The following is a 20,781-nucleotide window of genomic DNA, read 5'->3' as shown; positions in this document are numbered from 1 at the left end:
TCGTGAAGGCCTCATAGCTTCTTCGGTTTTTGTCGATATTGCGGCTTTTATAGGACATCCGTTTGTATCACTCCTATTGGCTACCTTTCTAGCCCTTTACTTTCTTGGGGTCAAAAAGGGCTTAGGAAAAGAGGCCTTGTTCAAACTCTCTAATGATTCACTGGCTCCGGCCGGCTCTATTATTCTGATAACCGGGGCAGGAGGAGTTCTTAAAACCGTAATGATTAACACCGGTATAGGAGATATAATAGCCCAGGGCATGCTAAATACAAGCTTTTCTGTGCTTCTACTAGCCTACCTGGTTACCGTGCTGGTACGTATTATGCAAGGCAGTGCTACGGTGGCGATGCTCACCGGTGCCGGAATTGTAGCCGCTGTATTACCGGGAATGGACCTGAACATGCTGGAGAAAACCTTCATCATGATGGCCATTGCCTCAGGCAGCATCGTTATGTCTCACGTAAACGACAGTGGTTTTTGGTTAGTCAATCGCATTTTAGGCCAGTCTGTACAACAAACCCTGCGCTCATGGACCATACAGTCGAGCCTTATTTCTGTTACCAGCTTTATCCTCGTGCTTATTGCCTATCAGTTCGTTTAAGCCTCCCACTCTGTATGAAAAATACCCGGCCGATCCAATCGCTCATAGGTATGAGATCCAAAATAGTCTCGCTGGGCCTGAATGAGGTTTAGCGGCAAACGTTCGGCCTTGAATGCATTGAAATAGTTAAGTGATGCTGCCAAAGCCGAAACCGGCAGACCAAGACGCATACCCTCAGCGCAAACCTTAGCTAAATGAGGGAGGTTAGTTTTCACTAATTCGGCTATTTGCTCATTGAGCAACAGATGTTGCAGCGATTTATTGAACGAATAGGCCTTACGAATCTCTTCAAGGAATTTTGCCCTGATAATGCATCTGCCTCTCCAAATTTTAGCAATCACCTCCAGATTCAGGTCATAATTATATTCCTTAGAAGCCTCCGATAGCTGGTGGAGTCCTTGCGCATAAGTAACAATAAAGGAAGTATAGAGCGCGGCTTTCAGTTCATCGGTCGATAAATCGGCCCGTTCAGCCATGGGCAAAGTGTATAGTTTAGCTGCCTCAACGCGCATACTTTTGAACGAAGAAATTTCGCGCATCCGTACAGCAGCATCTACCGTAGGTATTGGCACTCCCAGATCCATGGCGTTTTGCGAAGTCCATTTTCCGGTTCCTTTTTGTTTTGCCTTATCCAAAATGGCATCTACCAATGCACCGGTTTCCAAATCATCAGGAACTCCCAATATGTCTGCCGTAATTTCTGTAAGGAAAGAACCGAGTTCGGCTTGGTTCCAAGCCTCAAAAGTGGCTTTCATTTCAACATTAGACATTTGGAGGCCGTGCTTCATTATATCGTATACCTCTGAAATGAGCTGCATAAGGCCATACTCAATGCCGTTGTGCACCATCTTCACATAATTTCCGGCCGAACCATTTCCCAAATGTGCCACGCAAGGTTCACCATTTACCTTAGCCGATGCAGCTTCAAAAATAGGTCGGATATGTTCATAGGCCTCTTTATTGCCCCCGGGCATAATGCTAGGCCCCACCCGGGCGCCTTTAGCCCCACCGGAAACTCCGGCTCCAAAAAAGTGAATTTTGTCTTTGGCCAGCGATTCAAACCTCCGGTCGGTATCAGTATAAAACGAGTTACCTCCATCTATAATAATATCTCCTTCATTCAACTTAGGCCTCAAACTCTCTATTACTGCGTCTACGGGTTTTCCGGCCGGAACCAACAGCATAATTTTTCGAGGTCGCTTTAGTCCGGCCAAAAAAGTATCTGCATCTGTTGTGGCCGAAACTTTATCATTACCGGCTTCCTCAATGAGCCCTTCCACCTTGCCCTGATCCAGGTCGTAGCCCAGAGCCGAAAAACCATGGTCGGCCACATTAAGAATAAAGTTCTTACCCATTACGCCCAGCCCTATAAGGCCAAAATCAAACTTTTCTTGAGACATGCTTTTGTTTTAATTTCCAAGTTCTAAAACTACCATTAAGTTCCTCTACTCTGACCACAACCCATTATCTTTATCGCGGAACTTTAGCGGGTAAAACTGATTTAGACTGTACAAAGAAACAAAGCCTTAGCAAGGCATAAAACATTAATGAAAAAAACTGACGATCAAGTTTTGGTAATATTCGGAGGCTCAGGCGATTTGACCAAGCGCAAGTTAATCCCTGCAGTTTTCAATCTTTTTAAAGGAGGCTTTTTAGCCGAGTGCTATGCTGTAGTTGGTGTGGGGCGCACAGCTTACAGCGATGAAGAATACAGGCAGAGTGTGGTTTTTGAGAACGAGCATCTCACCGACAAAAATAAAGTAAGTCAAGACGACCTTAATGCGTTTTCCAAGCTCATTCATTACCAGTCGCTCGACACCAAAAACATAGAGGCTTATGCCACACTCAAAGAAAGGCTTAGGGCACTAGACGAGGAGAAGGCTACCTGTCATAATTACATTTTCTACCTCTCTACCCCTCCCAGCCTATATGAGGTTATTGCCGAGGGGCTGGCGGCCAATGGCTTGAATAGTCAAAAAAACGGATGGAGCCGGCTGATTGTAGAAAAACCCTTTGGATATGATTTGGAATCGGCCAGGCACTTGAACCAACACCTGAGAAAATTCTTTGAGGAAGATCAGATATACAGAATCGATCACTACTTGGGTAAAGAAACGGTACAAAACATGTTTGTTACCCGGTTTGCCAATAGCATATTCGAACCCCTATGGAATCGGAACTACATTCATCGGGTTGAAATTACCGCGGCAGAAAGCGTGGGAGTAGAAAAAAGAGGCGGATACTACGACTCTTCCGGGGCCTTGCGCGACATGGTGCAAAACCATTTGTTTCAGCTCGTAGCGCTGGTAGCCATGGAACCTCCCGTGAAAGCCGATGCCGAAAGTATTAGAAATGAGAAACTTAAGGTGTTTCAAAGTCTGAGACCATACACCACTGAAGATATTGCCAAAAATGTAATCAGAGGCCAATATACGGCCTCTACCATTCGAGGAGAAAAAGTGCCGGGCTATCGCGAAGAAGAAGGAGTTGACCCGAATTCTAAAACGGAAACTTATGCTGCTCTCAAGTTTTATATCGACAACTGGCGCTGGGCAGGTGTACCCTTCTATATACGCACCGGAAAACGCCTCCCTACCCGGGTTACAGAAGTGGTTATTCACTTCAAACCTAACCATCATCACCTTTTCTCGGCCAACCCGCATCTGGCCAACCCGCAAAACACATTGGTACTGAGAATTCAGCCCAACGAAGGTATATTACTGAAATTCGCCATGAAGATTCCGGGAGCCGGCTACAATACGGAGCATGTAAATATGGACTTTCACTATGACGATCTCAGCAATGTGTATGTACCTGATGCTTACGAACGCCTGATACTGGATTGCATGCAGGGAGATGCTACTCTTTACGCCCGTGGCGACTCCACCGAAGCTGCCTGGGAATTTATAGACCCAATACTCAAAGCATGGGCCAATGACGAAGTGCCCATTTATGGATATCCTTCAGGAACCTGGGGGCCGGAAAATGCAGACAGCCTGATTGAAGGAGATAAAATGACCTGGCGATACCCCTGCAGCAACCTGACAAACGATGGGAATTACTGTGAACTTTAACTGAAGAAGAAAATTATGCAAATCAATATTTGTGAAAACCCCATTGCTACCGCCAAAGCCTTTGCCGAATATATGCTGGCCTGGCACAAACAGCATGGAGCAATGAATGTGGCACTTTCCGGTGGCTCTACACCAAAAATACTTTTCGACCTGTTGGCTACAGACTATGCCGCAGCCTTTGACTGGACAAAAATAAACCTTTACTGGGGCGATGAACGTTGTGTAGCACCTACCGACAGCGACAGCAACTATAAAATGACGAATGAGCATTTACTGGCTAAGGTGAACATTCCTGAAGGCAACATACACAGAGTGCTGGGAGAAAACGACCCTGAACAAGAAGCCATTCGCTACGGGCAGTTAATTGAGCAAAACCTACCAAAGAAAGACGGAAATCCGGTATTCGACATAATCATTCTGGGCATGGGAACTGATGGCCATACAGCTTCTATTTTTCCTCATGAAATTGAATTGCTGGACAGTGCCAAAACCTGTGAAGTAGCCAACCACCCGGAAACCGGCCAGAAAAGAGTCACGCTCACGGGCCCGGTACTTAACCAGGCACGCTCCGTATGTTTTTTGGTGACCGGAGACAACAAGAAGGAGAAGATAAAACAGATTTTTGAAGAACAAGATGTGGCCAAATCATATCCGGCCTATCACATCAACCCCAAAGAAGGAGAATTAATCTGGTTTCTCGATGAAGCTGCGGCAAGCAGCTATAAAAAGCCCTAACCTTTCAAACACCCTAAATTAAGTAGATTATGCACCTACCGCTGCTTCAAGACTTACTGGTATTGCTGGTTTTCTCAGTAATCATTGTTTTTCTTCTTCAGCGTTTACGATTGCCCTCTATACTTGGCTTTTTGCTCACAGGCATTCTCATTGGCCCTTATGCCTTTAGCCTGGTAGAAGCTGCCGAACAGGTAGAAATTATTGCCGAAATCGGAGTCATTCTGCTATTGTTTGTAATTGGCATGGAGCTTTCCATCAAACAACTAATGTCTATAAAACGGACCGTTTTTATAGGGGGGCTGTTGCAGGTGGGGCTCACAGTGGTGTTCTCCGGAGGTATATATTATCTTTTGGGTAGTAGTTGGAATGAAGCTGTTTTTACGGGCTTTCTCTTCTCACTTTCCAGTACAGCCATTGTGCTCTCCATTTTTCAGGAGCGTAACGAAATTTCTACACCACACGGCAGAAATGCCCTGGGAATTCTCATTTTTCAAGACATCATAGTTGTGCCAATGATGCTGGTTACTCCCATTATTGCCGGAGCAACCACCAATGTAACCCAAAGTGTTATCGAGCTGGTCATAAAGTCGGCTGTGGTTATTCTTGTCACCATTCTAAGTGCGCGTTATTTGGTGCCTAAGCTCATGTATGCCATAGCTAAGACCAAAAGCAAAGAGCTCTTCTTATTGGCCACCATTACCATCTGTTTTGCTGTGGCCTTTCTTACCTCCGAGGCCGGGCTTTCACTGGCTTTAGGAGCTTTTTTGGCCGGACTCATCATATCAGAATCGGAATATAGCCATCAGGCCACAAGCATAATACTCCCCTTTCGTGAGCTGTTCACCTCCTTCTTCTTCATATCGGTAGGTATGTTACTTGACGTATTCTTTTTGCTTGAAAATCTGGGGCCAATACTCTTGCTGCTCGTAGGTGTGTTTGTACTCAAATCGGCCATTGCCTCTTTTGCTGTGGCTGTGCTTAAATACCCACCACGCACGGTTATCCTTACCGGACTGGCGCTCTTTCAGGTTGGAGAATTCGCTTTTATTCTCTCTAAAACAGGAATAGAATACGGGCTAATTGATGACCAAACCAACCAATACTTTTTAGCCGTTTCCATTCTTTCTATGCTCTGCACACCTTTTGTTATGATGTTTTCTGAGCGGCTTTCCAGCCTGGCCCTTAGGTCTCGGTTAGTCGACTCGGTTACTAAGAAAATGAGCGGACTACAACCTGTTTTAGAAGATGCGCCCGATGAACTCAGCAACCATCTGGTGATAATTGGTTATGGAGTGAATGGTTCGAATGTGGCCCATGCCGCACGGGTAAACCAAATACCCTATGTGGTGCTAGAGCTCAACGCAGAAACAGTAAGAAGAGAAAGGCTAAAGGAGATACCTATACTTTTTGGCGATGCCTCTCAAAAGCACATTTTAGAACATGTGCACCTTCATAAGGCCAGAGGGGTGGTAATTGCTATCTCAGACCCCAAGGCCACCAAGGCCATCATTAGTAATATAAGAAGCATATCGCAATCGGTTTACCTCGTTGTCCGCACCCGATATGTAAAAGAAATGAATGAGCTGTTGGCCCTTGGTGCTGACGAAGTTATTCCTGAAGAATTCGAAACATCCATTGAAATATTCTCCAGAATACTCCACCAGTTTTTAGTACCGGTAGACGACATCAACCGCTTTATTGAAGCTGTTAGGGCCGATAACTACGAGCTCTTTCAAAATAAAAAATCGCTACCGAGAACCTTTAAGCCCTCTAAATTTCCAGACTTTAACATTACCTGCCTCCGGGTGACTACCGATAGCTCCAAACTGGTGGGTAAGCCGCTTAAAGACCTGCAAATACGGAACAATTACGGCATTAATATTCTGGCCATATCCAGAAACAATGAACTAATTCAGAACATTAGTGCTGACCAGAAGATTAAGCAGGGCGATATTGTCTACGTGCAGGGTGAACAGCACAACATTGAGAATTTCTACCGGCTGGCTACCTGAGCCCGGTACAGAAAACACAGAACTTAAGGGAAAAATATATAGCCAAAGTTAGGTCGTATGATCTATTCATCGTAATATTGCAATGTATTTATGGGGCTAACAAAAACAGATTTATTTACCACCGAGCAAAACGAACTGGCCAATATGGCCAAGGCTCTTGCTCACCCGGCCAGAATAGCCATACTCGAACATTTACTTAAAGCCAATGCCTGCATTAATAGCGATTTGGTTGCCGAACTAGGACTGGCTCAGGCTACTATTAGTCAACACCTAAAAGAGCTCAAAAGTCTAGGGCTCATATCAGGGACTATAGAAGGTGTAAGCATGAGCTATTGTATTAATGCCGAGCGTTGGAAATATTTTGAGTCGAGACTAAATCGTTTGTTTCAGTCTTATAGTCCTGATCCGTGTAACTCTAAACGCTGTTGATATGAAGCTATCTGAATTAAAACACATACTGGAGAATCTTCAAGAAATTTCTTTTCGTTTGCCTGACGGCACTCAAATACCCTCGCACTTTCATGTAACTGAGGTTGGTGCCGTTACCAAACACTTTATAGATTGTGGCGGAACTATTCGAAACGAATCGGTCATTAATTTTCAATTATGGACCTCCAATGACTATGACCACCGCCTAGCACCACAAAAATTAAAATCTATCATATCTCTTTCGGAGCGTCACCTCAACCTTACCGATCAAGTAATTGAAGTAGAATATCAGGGTGAATCGACCATCCAAAAATTTGGTCTGGACTTCTACAATGGAGAGTTTTGGCTCACTACCCAACAAACCGACTGCCTGGCCAAAGACAGTTGCGGAATTGAACAACCGGCCTCTCAGGCAGAAGCGTCAGCGGCTTGTTGCAGCCCGGGAGGTGGTTGTTGTTAATATGAATGCGCTATTACTCCAAACCATTGAAAAGGCTCAAAAGCTTCCTATTTCTCATGAAAGAAAGAGCCTTCTAAATGAATTAATGGGTAAAATAAAGGAGTGTTCCGGCACTCCTACCCTACAGTTCATTTGTACCCATAACTCTCGCAGAAGCCAAATGGCCCAGCTCTGGGCTCAAACGGCTGCGCGCTTTTTTGGCTACAACATACGCTCTTTGTCTGGAGGAACGGAAGTAACCCGATTCAATGCCCATGCAGCAGCCTCCTGTCAACGAATGGGCTTTGGCATAGAGCTCATGGACGAGAGTGAAAACCCCAGGCATCGGGTTACCATCGATAAGCAAACCCGGCTGACCATGTACTCCAAGCTTTTCGATCACCCCGACAACCTAAAACACCCCTTCATTGCAGTAATGACCTGTGATGCAGCCTATGAAGCATGCCCTTACATACCGCAAGCCTCAGCCAGAATTCCTCTTACCTATTCTGACCCCAAGGCTTTCGATAACACACCAGATGTGCAATTGGCCTATGACGATATTAACCTGAAAGTTGCCTCTGAAATGCTCTACGTGTTTAGAGAATTACAAAAGGACCAGTCATAAAAACCTATATTTCCTTGCCGGAAATGGCTTATTAGTTGCTAATTTGAAGCATGCCTAGCCTTACCACCATTGCCTTTGACGCAGACGATACGCTTTGGGTCAATGAACCCATTTTCACCGATACCCGCTTAAAATTCTAAGCGACTATATGACCATTGATTCCGGTTTGGAAAAGGAGCTTTACGCGGTAGAAATACGAAATCTTCAACTATTCGGCTATGGTATAAAAGGTTTTACTCTTTCAATGATAGAAACAGCTTTGGAGCTGACAGACTATGCGCTAAAGGGTCGTGATGTAGAACGTATCATCCGGTTGGGTAAAGAAATGCTCCAGCATCCCGTGCAGGTATTACCGGGTGTAGAAGAGGTTCTCGATGAGCTGGAGAATCACTACAGGCTAATGGTTATTACCAAAGGTGATTTGTGGGATCAGGAGAATAAGATTGCACGGTCTAACCTCGATCGGTACTTTAGTGCAGTTGAAATAGTTAGCGAAAAAGACACTGCCACTTACGCTGCCCTGCTTAAAAGACACCAACTAACAGAAAATGAATTGCTTATGGTGGGCAATTCGCTTAAGTCAGATATAATTCCACTACTCGATCTGGGTGCACAAGCTATTCACATACCCTTTCATGATACCTGGGCACACGAGCAGTTAGGTTCAGCCCAAATAAACGGCTATAAATTTCCGCGGCTGACATCTATTAGCGAATTGCCAGGCTGGCTCAAAGAAAATGCAGGTTACCGGGCCTAACCGAAGCACACAATCGTATGGCCTTAACTAATAATAGATTTGCTTGAGTTGAGCTGTTCTAACACCTGTTCCTTATAGTTGCGGCCAATAGGAATTTCTACACCATTCACCTCAACCGCATGGTTAGAGAAAGCTTCAATTTTTTTGAAAGGAACTATAAACGATCGGTGTACTCTTATGAAACAGTCTTCCGGAAGTTTCTCTTCTAAAAATGAGATTTTCTGCAACGAAATTACTTCTCTTCCGGGTAGTTTAATGCGCACATAATCCTTGAGGCTTTCGATATACAGAATGTCTTTCAGATATACCTTCACCATTTTGCGGTCGGCCTTGAGAAAAATGTGCGGTTCGTCTGTTCTTAATTTGTCGGCCGGTTCTACAGCATTATTTTCTTCTTGTTGCACTTCTACCACCTTATTTACGGCTTTGAGAAAACGGTGAAACGAAACAGGTTTTAGCAGGTAGTCGGCCACATTCAACTCATAGCTTTCGAGAGCATATTCTCTATAGGCCGTTGTAAAAATAATCTGGGCTTCGGGGTTCAGCACTTTCAAGAATTCAATACCATTGAGTTTAGGCATTTGAATGTCCAGAAATATTAAATCGACCGGTTCTTTCTTGAGTACTTCAAAGGCCTTGAGCGCATTATCACATTGCTCCACTAATTCCAAAGCCTCAATTTTCTCTATATGCGATATAATCACCTCTCGGGCTAACGGTTCATCATCAACTACCAGGCATTTAAGTTTCATTGGTCTAAAAATTCAGTTTCAACACCACCAAAAAAGAGTCTGACGATTCGTGGATATTCAATTCATGCTGCTCCGGGTAAAGTATCTCCAGCCTTCGCTTCACATTTTTGAGCCCAATACCCTCTTTGTAAGAGAAGTGATCTTCCGAATCGGTATGATTACTTTTACTGTTTTCAACCTTTAAGGTTAGGCTTTTGTCTTTTGAGGCTATATCTATCGATATCCACGAGTCTTCCAATTCCTCACTGGCCCCATGCTTAAAGGCATTTTCAACAAAAGGCAAGATGACCAAAGGAGCAATCATTTTCTCTCCGTTTTCTTTAGTCATATTAAAGCTCACATTCAGCCGCTCCCCGTAACGAATTTTCTCCAGTTCAATATAGCCTTGCAGTAGTCTTACCTCTTTACTCAAAGGAATTTTATCGGCATTGCACTCATAGAGCATGTAATCGAGCAATTCCGAAAGTTTTAAAACCACCTCTGGAGCATCTTTGCTTCGCTTGAGGGTAAGCGCATAAAGGTTGTTTAGCGTGTTGAACAAGAAATGAGGATGGATTTGAGCTTTCAAGAACTTTAACTCCGCCTCCAGTTTATCCTCTACAAGCTGTTGATTCTTCTTCTGCTCCAAATACCAATACTTGAACCACTTAATCACAACAGCCAGAAACACTACCGGATATATCTTAGTGGTGAATTTTAGAATCTTGCCAATGTTTATGATAGGACTTCGGTAAGTATCTTCCGGCCAAAACAAAGGCTGTTGTACTAACAGATAGCCAATCCAGGCCAGCATGGAAAAGGTAAGAATGAGTACAATTAACCAGCCAAAGAAACGGGCATACCGTTGACGGAACAGGTAAACCGGCATTAATACATAAAGGGTAAGATAGACAGCCGGTAGTTGTACCAAAGCATCAGTAGACTGAATCAGAATTTGCAGCGCATACTTCTCCTCAAAGCTTCCGTAAACAATGCCGAAAAAGAGAATATAAACCGCCCAGAAAACCAGATGCCAGACAATTCTGGGGCTATTGAAAAGGAGATTCTCTAAACGGGGTTTGCTCATAAGACTGGTGAACTCATGTGTTTAAGCACTAAACTTAGGCCATAAGTTTCTAATATTCATACAAATAGACAAACTACACAACTAATGGCACCAAATACACCATTGCTATGACGAGTGACTTCGTAGCCCGTTTTATGCCATTAGACACCAAAACTAAGTCTTTAGTCTAAAAAGCCGCTATTCCCTGAACCTCAGGAAATTATTGGAGTAAAAGCAGCTAACACCCAAGTCAACAACTCAAAATGAAAGCTTTTTTAACTCTTGCGCTTTGTGCATTTACTCTGAGCCTAACAGCTCAACAAACCGATACAAGAAGTACCTATCAGTACCGAATTACCAAGACTCAATCGCCCATAATAGTCGATGGTTCGGCTGATGAACCGGCCTGGCAACAGGCCGGTAAAATTGACAAACTGATGAACCACTGGCCTTACGATACTGGCGAGGCCGAAGCCCGCACAGAGGTATGGTGCACCTATGACGATGAGTTTATTTACGTTATGGCCAAACTCTACGACAACGGAGATCGGGTGGTTCAGTCGCTCCGAAGAGACAATAGAGAAGCTCACTGGAACAGCGATAATTTCACTTTTATAATTGATCCTTTCAATAACAAGCAGAGTGGTTTCTTCTTTGGCGTAAATGCCGGAGGAGCTCAAATTGAGGCTCTTATGAATGTAGAAAACGGAAACACCAACTTCGATGAAAACTGGGACAACAAGTGGTTTTCGGAGGTAAAGAGCTATGCCGACCACTGGCTGGTAGAAATGGCCATACCTTTTAAAACCCTTCGCTACAATAGCCAGTCTACAGCCTGGGGAGTCAATTTTATTCGAGGGGATATGGAGCGCAACCATTACTCTACCTGGACCCAGTTTCCGCTCAGTTTTGGTGGCGTTGACATCAACTTTATGGGCACTATGCAATGGGATGCTCCACCTAAAAAAGCCGAAGGCAAAGTAGTACTTATCCCTTATCTGGCCGGATCGACTACCAGAGACTTTCAAACCGAAGTGCAGGAAGACTACGAAAGTGAAATTGATGCAGGGCTGGATGCCAAGGTGGCCATTACCAGTTCGCTCAATCTGGATCTGACCCTAAACCCGGACTTCTCCAATGCCGATGTCGATCAACAGGTCACCAACCTCTCCCGTTTCAGTATTTTCTTTCCCGAACGCAGAAACTTCTTTCTGGAAAACGGTGATATATTTTCCAACTTCGGTAGCTGGCAAGTGCAGCCATTCTTCTCCAGAACCATCGGGCTCAACAATGGCCGGCAGGTACCCATAACCTACGGTGCACGGCTCACCGGCAATGTAACAGATAACATGCGTGTGGGAGCCATGAACGTGCAAACCGGATCGACCGAAGAATTGGCCTCAAACAACTACTCGGTATTAGCTGTCCATCAGCGAGTGCTAAGCCGGTCGGTCATTAAGGGAATTTTCATGAATCGAAAAGGCGCAAATGGCGACTATGGCCGAAACGGAGGAATTGAATTTAACTACGTACACCCCTCAGGAAGCTGGAACAATACCCTTAGATACCATTTGGCAGAAACTGAAGAGCAGCTGGGCGACAATCACTATTATGGCATGAGTGGAGGCTATCGCGACAGAAATCTGCGAATGGGTTGGGCTTTAGATGTGGTAGGAAAAAACCACGAAACAGAACTGGGTTTTAACCCACGACTGTACAACTACAATGCAGAAACCAAAGAGGTAACGCGTCAAGGCTATGCACACATTAACCCCTGGCTCATGTATAGGTTTCTGCCCGAAAACCCAAGCTCCGCTCTCAACCAACACGGCATACGCACCTGGCATATGGCCTGGTTCAATACAGATGGAAGCCTCAATGAGAGGCGTCATGGGATGGCCTATGATTTTATCTTCAAAAACACTTCTGAGCTCAATTTTAATCGTATGTTTTTTGAAGTAGAACTGCCCGTTCCAACCAATCTGATTGGAGGAGACCGGAACTTACCGGTGGCCAATTACCGGTTCAGCGATAATTTTGTATCCTACTCCAGCGACCGAAGAAAGATTTTCAGCACCGATTTACGGCTTAGCTACGGTAGCTTTTATAACGGTACCAAAACAGGACTCTCCGGTGGACTCAATATGCGGGCACAGCCATGGGGTACTTTTAGTGTAAACTACGACTTCAATAAAGTGAAACTAGCTGAAGGGTTTGGAGAAACCGACCTGCACCTTTTCAGGTTTAACACAGAAATCAGTTTTTCCAACCGTATGTTCTGGACCACTTCCGTACAATACAACTCTCAGGCCGAGAACTACAACATCTTCTCGCGTTTTCAATGGCGCTACAAGCCCATGTCAGACCTGTTCATAGTCTACACCGACAATTACGGAATTGATGGGTTGAACATAAAAAACCGACAGGTAGTGTTTAAGGTTACCTATTGGCTCAATATGTAAGTTTCAACCTTGAAGTGCATGGGGTATGGTCCAGGCTTGGTGGTAATCGTAGAGCAATTGCCCACCTCGAATGGTGAGTGGAGAAGACACGTTGTTGTGGTACAGCTGGCCTGTACCCAAGCCTTGTGGCAATAGGTTAGTGTATTGAGCGGTGAACTGCGCAATGGCATTCAAACCTATGTTCGACTCGAGCATGGAGGTCATCCACCAGCCAATCTGCCTTGAGTTTGCCAGGTTTATCCACTCACGGCTAGAGCCTATACCTCCTACCAACGATGGTTTTAGAATAATATATTGCGGCCTTATTGTTTCCAGCAAGCGTACTTTTTCCCCTGTGTCATGCACTCCAATCAACTCTTCGTCCAGAGCTATGGGGATTAAATTTGCCTGGCAAAGTTCTGCCATTAGCGACCATTGTCCCGGAGCCACGGGCTGTTCAATGGAGTGAATCTCTAAAGCCGCCAACTCGTGCAAATGGTCATACACGTTGTGAGCATCAAAAGCACCATTGGCATCCACTCTGAGGGTAATTTCACGACTGGTGTAGTGTTTTCGAATAGATTCGAGCAGGCTTAGTTCCGTTGAAAAATCAATGGCGCCAATCTTCATTTTTATGGTACCAAAGCCGGCTTTCAATTTTTCTTCAATTTGCCTTCTCATAAAGCTTTCATCGCCCATCCACACCAATCCGTTAATAGGAATTCTGTTTTTGCCCTTTGCAAAATCATTGTTGAACAGGCAAAAACCGCCCCCCTGAGCGATATCGAGCAAGGCTGTTTCGAGGCCAAAACGGATGGACGGAAACTCGGCAGGAATAACTTGAGAAACAAACTCCAGTACCTCCGGCTCTGTTTCAGGAATATCGTTTCCCTCACAAGCGTTGAGGTATTGCTCTAGTCGATTGGAATAATCCGGAACATAGTCTTTAGAAAGACCTTTCAAAGGGCTGGCCTCTCCCCAACCTACCTGGCCGGTTTCCTGATTAACGGCTTTTATAAACCACGTGGGTTTCTCTGTAAAAGAACCACGCGAAGTACCGGCTTCGAACCGAAACTTTAATACATGAGGAATAACCTGAAACCTAAGTCTCATTGGCCCAAAAGTCTCTTTACATACTTACCAATAATATCAAATTCCAGATTGACCTTATCGCCCACCCGTAGTTCTTTAAAATTGGTATGCTCAAAAGTGTATGGAATAATGGCAACTCTAAAGTTCCCTTGCTGAGAGTTGAAACAGGTAAGGCTGGTTCCGTTAATGCAAATAGAACCTTTTTCAACCGTCACATTCCCCAAAGAAGCATCATAAGCAAAGTCGAACAACCAACTCCCCTCCTGTTCAGCAATGGCCGTAACTGTGCCAATCTGATCCACATGGCCTTGCACCACATGCCCATCGAAACGGCCATTGGCCACCATGCAGCGCTCCAAATTAACCAATGTACCCACTTTCCAATTGCCAAGGGTGGTCTTCTTGAGAGTCTCATCTATGGCCGTTACCCGGTGCACCTTCTCTTTGAGGGCAACCACGGTAAGACAGGTGCCATTGTGGGCCACACTTTGGTCTATTTTTAGTTCGTGGCCAATGGCAGATTCTACATCGAAATGCACATTAGTGCCTTCTTTTTGAATATCAACTACTTGACCAAGGGTTTCAATTATTCCGGTAAACATAGGGCAATGTTAATGAATTAATTCAGAAAAAATTTTCTCTTCAACTCTAATGAAAACAGACATTTTTTTTAATGGTTCTCTGATTTTTGAAATAACTTCGAAGGCTCTATGGTAGACTCTTACAGACACAAAGGCATGAGAAGGCAACTGGTAAAGGTTGTCAGAGAGAAGGGCATTGAGGATGAGCGGGTTTTGGCTGCCATTGGCAAAATACCCAGACATTTTTTCTTTGAAAATGCTTTTCTGGAACACGCCTACGAAGACAAGGCCTTTCCCATTGGGGCCGGGCAAACCATCTCTCAACCTTACACGGTAGCTTTTCAGTCGGAACTTCTACAAGTACAACCGGGCGACAAGGTGTTTGAAATTGGCACCGGTTCGGGTTATCAGGCCATAGTGCTGCTGGAACTTGGGGCCGATGTATACACCATTGAATACCAAAAGGAGCTCTATGAGCGAACCAGGCGATTTTTGCCCTCCATGGGTTATAAACCCAATTTTTTCTTTGGCGATGGCTCCAAAGGATTACCCCAATATGCCCCTTACGACAAGATAATTGTTACGGCAGGCGCGCCTACTGTGCCCGATGCGCTCATTGATCAACTACGCGTTGGCGGTGTACTGGTTATTCCTGTGGGCGATGCCAAAACCCAACGTATGCTCCGCATTACAAAAACAGCCGAAAACAAGGTGAGAACAGAATCGTTCGACAACTTTAAGTTTGTGCCATTGCTGGGCGCTGATGGATGGCGAAAGTAAGTATTCAAAGGCTACTTCCTGAGGTACTTATCGGGCAAAGGAAACTGAGGGTTTTCTCCCATCCACATTACGCTCACAATCCACCATCGTTTTCCATCGTTGAGCAACTGAATGCTATTAATGCCGCGCATAAATGGCTCCTTGTCACTGGCAGACCTTCGTGTTTCATAGGTGCTGAAAACGTGGGCAATAGTGCCATACTCTTCTACCCTTCGGCCAATTTCCGTTTCATAAAAACCTGAGCGTTCCAGGGCCGGCCCGTTGGTCTGAATGTACTCATCTACCGACCACCACCTGTACACTAAATTACCTTGCTGATTTTTGCCGGAAGGAATAAGTCTGCCCTCTGGTATGAATAGGCCTTTCATGCGTTCCCAGTCACGCTTTTCACCAGCGGGGCCTGAAATAACATCATATAAGGCCGTAAGAATAGCGTCCATAGACGCTACGTCTTCCGGCTTGGCGGTTTGAGCCCGGCTAGAAAAACCTAAGGCACAAAAAAGGAATAGATAGGCTACTTTTTTCATGATGGTTGAAGATTATCCAGAAGCTAAATATAGTAGATATAGCCAATGTGGTACTTGCTAAATATCAGGCATTCACACGCTCAAGCACTCTCTTGGAGCGATCAATTAGGGCTTCTTCGCTGCCTGTGCCTCTTCCGAGCGTTTAAATCCATGAGTTATCTGCCCCCAAAAGGTTTTAGGAAACCTTTTGATTCCGGGAAAACCCAGCTTTATGGATTTGCCGGAGTGTGGTATGTAAGCCGTTCCAAAAATATAATCCCACACACTAAGCGTAAGGCCAAAGTTCACTCCCCGCGCTCTTTCGGCAGGTAAGTCGTGGGCATGGTGCCACATGTGCATGTTAGGGTGGTTGAAGATGTATTTTAAAGGGCCCAGTTTCACCCGAATATTGGCATGGTTCCAGTGCCCTACCGCCAGTGTGAACATGTGTACAAAGAAAAAGTCGTCAATACCAAAACCAATCATAGCCAGCGGAATGTATTCAATGGTTCTGTACACTACTGTTTCCATCCAATGATACCTCAGATGAGCCGCAAAGCCCATTTCTTCTACCGAGTGGTGCACCTTGTGGTATTCCCAAAGCCAGGGCACGTAGTGCAGCAATCTGTGGGTCCACCATTGTACAAAGTCTCTAACCACAAACAAGGTTAGCAACTGCAAGCCCACAGGCCAGGAGGCAATTTCTAGAGCTACTATATTGGAAAGACCAAAAACGGCCAGTAAATCATTGAAGGCATTGACAACAACTTCGGAAAGCGCATTGAAAACAATAAGCGAAAAGAGGAAAAAGTTAAAGAACATGTAAAAGGCATCGAGCCAAAAATCTTTTCTAAAGCGGGGCTGGTTTTCGCGCCAGGGTCTGAGCCACTCCCAGAGCAAAAAAAAGGCAGAAATAAGAATTAGCGCCCAAAAATAGTTTTGCCACCAGGGTTTGTAATCGTACTGAAAGGTGATCTCTTGCCACAAGTACTGAGCATAGCCACGGTATGCATTAGCAATTATTTCCAAATACTTCTCCACAATTAGCCGCTTTAAACCCGCTGTTAAACTAAACTCTAACCAATGGTAAGAATAACTTTTTTTCCTAAAGGTTAATTCACTTGGTTACATCTAAATTTCAAATTTATCAATTCTATGAAAGTCACCCGCATTTTAAGACCGTCAGCCGCATTGCTGGCCGCGGCCTTTCTGCTTCTGACCACTACTCATGTAGATGCTCAACGCAGAAACCGGGACAAGCAGGACACTCCCCCTGAAAGTCCCAAGCAAGAAGCTCCTAAAAAAAATGAAAAAACATACGAATCGGTTGTAAAAGGCCTGAAAGCCGATGATGGCCTCTTCAAGGTATATCAGAACGATGAGAAGATTATGTTTGAAATCCCGAAGTCGGAGCTCAACAAAGACATGCTCTGGATTACCCGGCTGGTTTCCAGTCCTGAAAACCTAAGTCCGTTTTTAGGTTCGGGATGGAAAATGAACGAGCAGGTGGTACAGTGGCAGGAAATAAAAGGGCGAATTTACCTGAAATCGATCTCTTATAACAATGTGGCCGACAGCACAGACGCCATTTATAAATCGGTAGCCGACAACAACTTTGCGCCTATTATTGGCTCTTTTAAAATTGAAGGACAACCAAAAGACTCTTCGGCCTACCTTATTGATATTACAGGCTTTTTCAATCAAGACACCAGAGCCATTAGCGCCCTGAGCTCGGGCTTGAGAAGCCAGCTGCAAATAAGAAGACTGGAAAATGATAAAAGCTACGTTGAATCGGTAAAGTCATTTCCCATCAATATAGAAGTACGCCAGGTAATGACGTACGATGCCGGCAGGCCTCCTTCCAACGAATCGGCCGGAGTAATTTCCATGAAGGTGAGCCAATCGATGGTTAAACTCCCTGAAAACCCCATGATGCCCCGGTTGGCCGATGAGCGTGTAGGCTGGTTCACCGTAGGCAATATCAACTACAGCTCCGATGCACTCAAAGGCGATCAGGTGAGTTTTCTCAAACGTTGGAGACTAGAGCCAAAAGACCCGGCCGCCTATGCCCGTGGAGAACTGGTGGAGCCTGTAAAACCGATTGTCTACTACCTTGATCCGGCTACTCCTGAAAAATTCAGGAAATGGTTCAAGCTGGGAATAGAAGATTGGCAGGTTGCTTTTGAAGCAGCCGGATTTAAAAATGCCATAATTGCCAAAGACCCTCCCAGCAAAGAAGAAGACCCCGACTGGAGCCCCGAAGACGCCCGCTACTCTACAGTGCGTTACATTGCCAGTATGACCCGAAATGCAGTAGGCCCCAGCACTGCCGACCCCAGAACCGGAGAAATTATTGAAAGCGACATTATCTGGTTTCACAACCATCTGCGGTCTTACCGCAACTGGTACATGATTCAGACCGGAGCGGCCAACCCGAGGGCCCGCACCCTCAATACACCCGAAGATGACATTGGAGAAATGATGCGTGCCGTAATTGCCCACGAAATAGGCCATGCCCTCGGACTCCCCCACAACATGAAAGCCAGTTCTGCCTACCCTGTTGAGTCACTTCGAAACCCGGAGTTTGCTGAAGAGTATGGTGTTGCTCCTACCATCATGGATTATGCTCGGCTTAACTACATTGCTCAGCCGGGCGATGGAGTAACACGGTTTATACGAAAAATAGGGCCATACGATAAATACGTGATCAACTGGGGCTACCGGGTAATTCCCGGTGCAAATAGCCCGGAGGCCGAAACCAATACTCTCGATCAGTGGATTTTAGAAAAGGCCAATGATCGTATGTTCCGCTTTGGATCTAGCAATGGCTCAAACCCTGAGGCTCAAACCGAAGACCTGGGAGATAACTCCATGAAGGCAAGCGCCTATGGTATGGAAAACTTAAAGAAAGTAGTACCCAACCTCTTGGAGTGGACCACTACTCCCGGTGAAAGCTATGATGACACTCAAGAAATTTATGGCGAAATAATTGGCCAGTGGAGAAGGTTTGTAGGCCATGTGATCACCAACATTGGAGGTGTAACAGAAAACCTAAAATCGACCGATCAGCAGGGAGCTGTTTTTGAGGTTGTTCCGGAGGGCCAGCAAACTGAGGCCGTGAACTGGCTAATGAAATATGCTTTTGCTACTCCTGATTGGCTTTTAGATGAGAATCTGTTGCGAAAGCTGGAAGACTTTGGGGCAGTGAACCGTATCAGAAGTACACAATCATCGTTCCTCAACTCTGTACTAGACCCTGTGCGCATGCAACGCCTGATTGAGGCCGAAGCTTTCAAAGGTCGCAATACCTACACCATACATCAATTGGTGACCGATGTACGCCAAGGACTCTTTACTGAGTTGGCTTCCGGTGCTCCTATTTCTACTTACCGAAGAAATTTGCAACGAGCCTTTGTGGAGCGAATGGAATATTTGTTAAAAAATGAAGCCAGTTCTTTCCAGGCCAGGGAGGTCAACATCTCACAGTCCGACATTCGACCGGTGGTAAAAGCCGAATTGAGAGCTCTGCTGAGAGACATTGGATCGGCCAGAGGAAGATATACCTCTGACCGGGCAGGAAACCTGCACTTGGCTGACCTGAAAGATAGAATAGAAGAAATTTTAGACCTGGATAACTAAATTGAAAAAGGAAGGTTCCGTACGAACCTTCCTTTTTACCTCATTCCAAGAATCAACTAATTCCAGAATCCAAGAGAGCACCAAAAACACCGGGCTTAAACTGTTGACCATTGAGGAGAATAGATACCAACCAAACCCACCTCAATAGAACCTTTCCAAACACATTGGAGCAACAGCAGACAAATGCTTTTAAGACACTCTCTCTATTGACACAACCAAAACCATGAGTCAACGCAGAATGGCTCTTAATTGAGCAATTCTACGATGGACCTCATGCTAAGTGCTTTATTATAAATCACGACCTCATCGAGCAAGCCTTCAAACGTGCGAAAATCGAAACGCTCTGAATGCCCAATGGTTAAATTGGCCGGATTGTATTGCTCCGGTATAGTGTATGTATATGCATTGTGGGCTTCTAAAATGCCATCTACCCAAACCTGCCATTGGCTATCGGCAGTCATTACGGCAACCACATGGTGCCATTCGTTATCATCTACAGTAGTGCGGCTAAGCCCGCTGCTTCGCATCAGCTGGCTGCCATCTCTGCCCTCAAATTGCAAGTGGCCATTGGTAAGCAACAACCGAAAACCGAAGTCGGCCGAACGGCCCGCATACTGCTCTACTATAATCATCTGAGTATCTTGCTTCTTAGGAGCCTTAAGCCAAAGGCTAAGGCTTAGCTCATTGGTTTTAAACCTCTGGTTAGGTGGCAGCTTAATTCGCTCATGCCCAATCAAATGCAGTGCTCTGCCGGCAGCTCCGCTTCTGTCTCTTTCAAACTGAGGCCCGGCATTAAACTCAATCGCTGTATTCACATTGGCATCGTCACGGAGCATTCCGTCAAACCGCAGGTTATGCAACACCCCCCTTACCTTTATGTAATCCTTCATTACTTTGGTGTCTGTACTCTCCCCGTCTGATACTGTAATAGTTACATCGTACACCCCGGCTTTGGCATAATACACTTCGGGGGTTGCTCCTATAGCCCGGTTGGGCAATCCTTGTTCAAAACTCCAGCTCCAGAAGTTAGGGTGACCTTTAGACCTGTCCATAAACTTTACCTTCTGGCCTTGTTCAACAGTAAGTTGTTCTGCCTCAAAGTCGGCAAAAACCCTTAGGTTCTGCCCGTTTGGGGTACCACTTCCGGATGTAAACCAAAGAGAAGTAAGAAAAATAGCAGAAGAAAATAACCACTTCATAGCCCTAGTGTATAGTCTTCAATTTGCTAAGAATATGGCCCAAATACCCAAGGGTTTAGCCACCGAAAGGA

General features: G+C 45.2%; 19 protein-coding genes. 11 read left to right on the top strand and 8 right to left on the bottom strand.

What is annotated here, in order from left to right; genetic code table 11:
* A partial coding sequence (locus tag B3763_RS10920; protein ID WP_414707133.1) for a GntP family permease occupies positions 1–601 on the top strand: 601 nt, incomplete at its 5' end.
* Here the strand turns inward: B3763_RS10920 and gndA are convergent.
* Positions 598–2,001 (bottom strand): NADP-dependent phosphogluconate dehydrogenase, encoded by a 1,404-nt coding sequence (gndA, locus tag B3763_RS10915; protein ID WP_286746415.1) that lies wholly within the window; start codon positions 1,999–2,001, stop codon positions 598–600. The two genes, B3763_RS10920 and gndA, sit on opposite strands and share 4 nt — an antisense overlap.
* Before the next feature lie 147 nt (positions 2,002–2,148).
* On the opposite strand from gndA, the gene zwf reads away from it, so the two are divergent.
* The 7 genes from zwf to B3763_RS10880 all read left to right on the top strand — a co-directional run bounded on the left by zwf (position 2,149) and on the right by B3763_RS10880 (position 8,675).
* On the top strand, positions 2,149–3,675 hold the full coding sequence (gene zwf, locus B3763_RS10910; protein WP_286746412.1) for a glucose-6-phosphate dehydrogenase: 1,527 nt from the start codon (positions 2,149–2,151) through the stop codon (positions 3,673–3,675).
* A gap of 15 nt (positions 3,676–3,690) precedes the next feature.
* Positions 3,691–4,410 (top strand): 6-phosphogluconolactonase, encoded by a 720-nt coding sequence (pgl, locus tag B3763_RS10905; RefSeq protein ID WP_286746409.1) that lies wholly within the window; start codon positions 3,691–3,693, stop codon positions 4,408–4,410.
* A 29-nt stretch (positions 4,411–4,439) separates the two neighbouring features.
* Complete coding sequence (locus B3763_RS10900) at positions 4,440–6,422, top strand: monovalent cation:proton antiporter-2 (CPA2) family protein (RefSeq protein ID WP_286746406.1); 1,983 nt, start codon at positions 4,440–4,442, stop codon at positions 6,420–6,422.
* A gap of 90 nt (positions 6,423–6,512) precedes the next feature.
* Positions 6,513–6,851 carry an ArsR/SmtB family transcription factor gene (locus B3763_RS10895; protein ID WP_189631074.1) on the top strand — a complete coding sequence of 113 codons (339 nt, stop codon included), beginning with the start codon at positions 6,513–6,515 and terminating at the stop codon, positions 6,849–6,851.
* A gap of 1 nt (position 6,852) precedes the next feature.
* On the top strand, positions 6,853–7,311 hold the full coding sequence (locus tag B3763_RS10890; protein ID WP_286746404.1) for a DUF6428 family protein: 459 nt from the start codon (positions 6,853–6,855) through the stop codon (positions 7,309–7,311).
* A 1-nt stretch (position 7,312) separates the two neighbouring features.
* Positions 7,313–7,918: a protein-tyrosine-phosphatase gene (locus B3763_RS10885; RefSeq protein ID WP_286746402.1), complete on the top strand. Its 606-nt coding sequence runs from the start codon at positions 7,313–7,315 to the stop codon at positions 7,916–7,918.
* A 148-nt stretch (positions 7,919–8,066) separates the two neighbouring features.
* The gene (locus B3763_RS10880) at positions 8,067–8,675 is read left to right on the top strand and encodes an HAD hydrolase-like protein (protein WP_286746400.1); all 609 of its coding nucleotides are present in this window, start codon (positions 8,067–8,069) and stop codon (positions 8,673–8,675) included.
* Between the two features lie 23 nt (positions 8,676–8,698).
* On the opposite strand, the gene B3763_RS10875 is transcribed toward B3763_RS10880, so the two are convergent.
* Positions 8,699–9,427, bottom strand: a complete 729-nt coding sequence (locus B3763_RS10875; RefSeq protein ID WP_189631070.1) for a LytR/AlgR family response regulator transcription factor — start codon at positions 9,425–9,427, stop codon at positions 8,699–8,701.
* A gap of 4 nt (positions 9,428–9,431) precedes the next feature.
* Positions 9,432–10,493: a sensor histidine kinase gene (locus B3763_RS10870; RefSeq protein ID WP_286746398.1), complete on the bottom strand. Its 1,062-nt coding sequence runs from the start codon at positions 10,491–10,493 to the stop codon at positions 9,432–9,434.
* A gap of 242 nt (positions 10,494–10,735) precedes the next feature.
* Between B3763_RS10870 and B3763_RS10865 the strand changes: the two genes are divergently transcribed.
* Positions 10,736–12,934 carry a DUF5916 domain-containing protein gene (locus B3763_RS10865; protein ID WP_286746397.1) on the top strand — a complete coding sequence of 733 codons (2,199 nt, stop codon included), beginning with the start codon at positions 10,736–10,738 and terminating at the stop codon, positions 12,932–12,934.
* Between the two features lie 3 nt (positions 12,935–12,937).
* On the opposite strand, the gene B3763_RS10860 is transcribed toward B3763_RS10865, so the two are convergent.
* Both B3763_RS10860 and B3763_RS10855 read right to left on the bottom strand, forming a co-directional pair.
* Positions 12,938–14,026: an o-succinylbenzoate synthase gene (locus tag B3763_RS10860; RefSeq protein WP_286746396.1), complete on the bottom strand. Its 1,089-nt coding sequence runs from the start codon at positions 14,024–14,026 to the stop codon at positions 12,938–12,940.
* Positions 14,023–14,607, bottom strand: coding sequence for a riboflavin synthase (locus B3763_RS10855; protein ID WP_286746393.1), 585 nt, complete (start codon positions 14,605–14,607; stop codon positions 14,023–14,025). The genes B3763_RS10860 and B3763_RS10855 overlap by 4 nt, the downstream gene beginning before the upstream one ends.
* A 108-nt stretch (positions 14,608–14,715) precedes the next feature.
* Between B3763_RS10855 and B3763_RS10850 the strand changes: the two genes are divergently transcribed.
* Complete coding sequence (locus tag B3763_RS10850; RefSeq protein WP_286746391.1) at positions 14,716–15,366, top strand: protein-L-isoaspartate(D-aspartate) O-methyltransferase; 651 nt, start codon at positions 14,716–14,718, stop codon at positions 15,364–15,366.
* 11 nt (positions 15,367–15,377) lie between these two features.
* Here B3763_RS10850 and B3763_RS10845 read toward each other — a convergent pair whose 3' ends face one another.
* Positions 15,378–15,893, bottom strand: a complete 516-nt coding sequence (locus tag B3763_RS10845; RefSeq protein WP_286746389.1) for a hypothetical protein — start codon at positions 15,891–15,893, stop codon at positions 15,378–15,380.
* Positions 15,894–15,998: 105 nt separating this feature from the next.
* Positions 15,999–16,913 carry a sterol desaturase family protein gene (locus tag B3763_RS10840; protein ID WP_286746387.1) on the bottom strand — a complete coding sequence of 305 codons (915 nt, stop codon included), beginning with the start codon at positions 16,911–16,913 and terminating at the stop codon, positions 15,999–16,001.
* Between the two features lie 114 nt (positions 16,914–17,027).
* On the opposite strand from B3763_RS10840, the gene B3763_RS10835 reads away from it, so the two are divergent.
* Positions 17,028–19,511 carry a zinc-dependent metalloprotease gene (locus tag B3763_RS10835; RefSeq protein WP_286746385.1) on the top strand — a complete coding sequence of 828 codons (2,484 nt, stop codon included), beginning with the start codon at positions 17,028–17,030 and terminating at the stop codon, positions 19,509–19,511.
* A gap of 245 nt (positions 19,512–19,756) precedes the next feature.
* On the opposite strand, the gene B3763_RS10830 is transcribed toward B3763_RS10835, so the two are convergent.
* Positions 19,757–20,710 carry a LamG-like jellyroll fold domain-containing protein gene (locus B3763_RS10830; RefSeq protein ID WP_286746383.1) on the bottom strand — a complete coding sequence of 318 codons (954 nt, stop codon included), beginning with the start codon at positions 20,708–20,710 and terminating at the stop codon, positions 19,757–19,759.
* Between the last annotated feature and the right edge of the window lie 71 nt (positions 20,711–20,781).

This window comes from Roseivirga sp. UBA1976, assembly GCF_002336325.1.
GTDB lineage: Bacteria > Bacteroidota > Bacteroidia > Cytophagales > Cyclobacteriaceae > Roseivirga > Roseivirga thermotolerans.
Note: the sequence above shows the minus strand (reverse complement) of the source record. Positions and strands in the feature narration are given on the sequence as shown.